At 66.7% G+C, this 2,303-nt stretch carries 2 protein-coding genes; one reads left to right on the top strand and one right to left on the bottom strand.

The annotated features are described in order from the left end of the window. Positions 1–24: 24 nt before the first annotated feature. Complete coding sequence (gene panC / locus RCJ92_RS15640; RefSeq protein WP_446755086.1) at positions 25–873, top strand: pantoate--beta-alanine ligase; 849 nt, start codon at positions 25–27, stop codon at positions 871–873. Here panC and RCJ92_RS15635 read toward each other — a convergent pair. Then, entirely contained in the window at positions 870–1,832 is a 963-nt protein-coding gene (locus RCJ92_RS15635; protein WP_138925413.1) for an NAD(P)H-dependent flavin oxidoreductase, read from the bottom strand. The two genes, panC and RCJ92_RS15635, sit on opposite strands and share 4 nt — an antisense overlap. Positions 1,833–2,303 lie beyond the last annotated feature (471 nt).

Here is a 2,303-nt window from a genome sequence, read left to right as displayed (position 1 = left end):
CCCGCCGCGAAAAGCCCCCAGGTCCTGACCACCCGCGCCGAACTGCGCGCCGCCATCCGCGCCGCCGCCCCCGCCTCACTGGGTTTCGTGCCGACGATGGGCGCCCTGCACTCGGGACACGAACAGCTGTTCCGGCAGGCGCGGGAGGAAAACCAGCTGGTGGTGATCTCCATCTTCGTCAACGAACTGCAGTTCAACGACCAGCAGGACTACCAGCGCTACCCGCGCGACCTGCAGGCCGATGTGCAGGTGGCCGCCCGGGCCGGGGTGGACCTGGTCTTCGCGCCCGCACCACAGGAGGTCTACCATGCCGGGACACCGCTGATCCGGCTGGACAGCGGCGCCTTGGGACGCATGTATGAGGGGGCCTCACGCCCCGGGCACTTCGACGGCATGCTGGCGGTGGTCGCCAAGCTGCTGCACTACGCCGATCCCGGGCAGGGGCACTACCGTGCCTACTTCGGGCAGAAGGACGCCCAGCAGCTGGTGCTGGTGCGCCGCATGGTCGCCGACCTGGACTACCCGGTGCAGATCCGCGCGGTGCCGATCGTGCGCACCGCCCAAGGGCTGGCCCTGTCCAGCCGCAACGCGCTGCTCAGCCAGCGGCAGGCCACCGCCGCCCTGGTCATCCATCGGGCCATCGAACTGATCGCCGGGCGGGCCGCCCGCCACGAACCGCTGTATCTGGAGGACGCGGTCGGGCTGTTCCAGATGGAACCGGAAGTTGAGCTGGACTACTTTGTGGTGGTGGACCCGGACACCCTGCAGGAGCTGGCCTTCAACTGCCAGGACACCCCGTTCACCGGGCAGGGGCTGATCCTGGTGGCCGCCACCGTCGGCGGGGTGCGGCTGATCGACAACCAGCCGATCTAGGCAAAGCGCCGTGCCGCGTCCGCCAGCAGCTCACGGAACCCGCACAGCTCCTCCATGATCTGCGCCGCGGGCTGCACCCGGATGCTGAACGCGGCCGCCTGGCCGGCGTAGACCGGGGCGATCTGCGGATCCGCGTCCGCCCGGGCCTGCTTCATCCGCTCCCGCAGGGCGCCATCGGCGTGCTCCTCCAGCCCGGACAGATCCCCGGCCCAGCGCCGGGAGAACTCATTGGCCAGCGCCCGCCCACCGAACTCGGGCGCCCACGGCAGCTGCTGGGCGATGTCAAACGCCCGGGTGTAGACGGTGTCATCCAGGCCCGCGGCATTAACCGCATCCTTGAAGCGGGCATGGCCGCTGGCTTCGGCCGCGGTGATGAAGCGCGTGCCAACCCACACCGCCTGCGCGCCACCGGCCAATGCGGCCGCCACACCGCGCGCGGTGCCGATCCCGCCCGCGGCCACCACCGGCTTGTCGGTTGCATTAACCGCCAGCTGCAACAGTGCCAAGGTCCCGGCCTCGTTCCGCCCGTGGCCGCCACCCTCGCCGCCGCGGCAAATGATGATGTCAATGTCGGCGTCCTGTGCCCGCTGCAGGTCCTGCGCGTTGCCGATCTGCATGGCGGTGAGCACCCCGGACTCGCGGGCCAGCGCGGCTGGGCGACCCACCTCGCCGAAGCTGATGCACACCAGGGAAGGGCGCTCATTCAGGAAGGCCTGCAGCGGACCCATGTCCTGCTCCAGGGCCCAGCCCATGAATCCCGCTCCCCATGGTGTGGGCAGTTCCCGGACATGGGAGAGCTGTTCCTCGATCCACTGCGGGCTCGGTGCCGCCGGAACGCCGATCATGCCCACACCTCCGGCCGTGGACACCGCTGCGGCCAACTGACCGCCGGCCGCTCCGGCCATTGAGGCATTGAAAATCGGGTGACGGTAGCCAAGACGTTTCTGCAGATCGCTCATGACTCCCACACTAGGGCAGAGCACCGGCCGGTCCGAAGAGTGGGGCAGACAGATACGCCAACGAAGACGATGAAACAGCCCGGGCGATCATTATCCGGGTTTCCGTGCCCAGCCCGGACACCAGGCAACGTGAAACGCCCCCATGACGGCCCCGCGGGAGTATGACGCAGAACACCGCTTTTCGATTTGCGTGGGTGGTGGAACCTGCGTATAGTTTTTATCTGTTGCCAGCGGGAAACACACACCGGAAACGGGATGTTTACCTGGCAGCGAGAATCCCTTCCTTTGCAGGTCACCGAATGTTCGGGTCGTTTTGACTCGGGTCGGGGATGTGGTAAGGTTGGAAAGTTGCTCCGGAGCGAAGCGGCCAGCCAGATGATGGTGGTTCGTGGTGTCGGAAGCGCTTGTTGTTTGAGAACTCAATAGTGTGCCAAGTTTGTTGATACCAAATTATTTTTGTTTGGTGAATAC

It is taken from the genome of Glutamicibacter sp. BSL13 (assembly GCF_052928425.1).
This window is presented reverse-complemented; position numbering and strand designations above follow the sequence as displayed.

What these genes read in the sequence shown, in the direction of transcription:
- RCJ92_RS15635 (WP_138925413.1), bottom strand. Translation starts at nt 1,832, where the DNA reads ATGAGCGATCTGCAGAAACGTCTTGGCTACCGTCACCCGATTTTCAAT.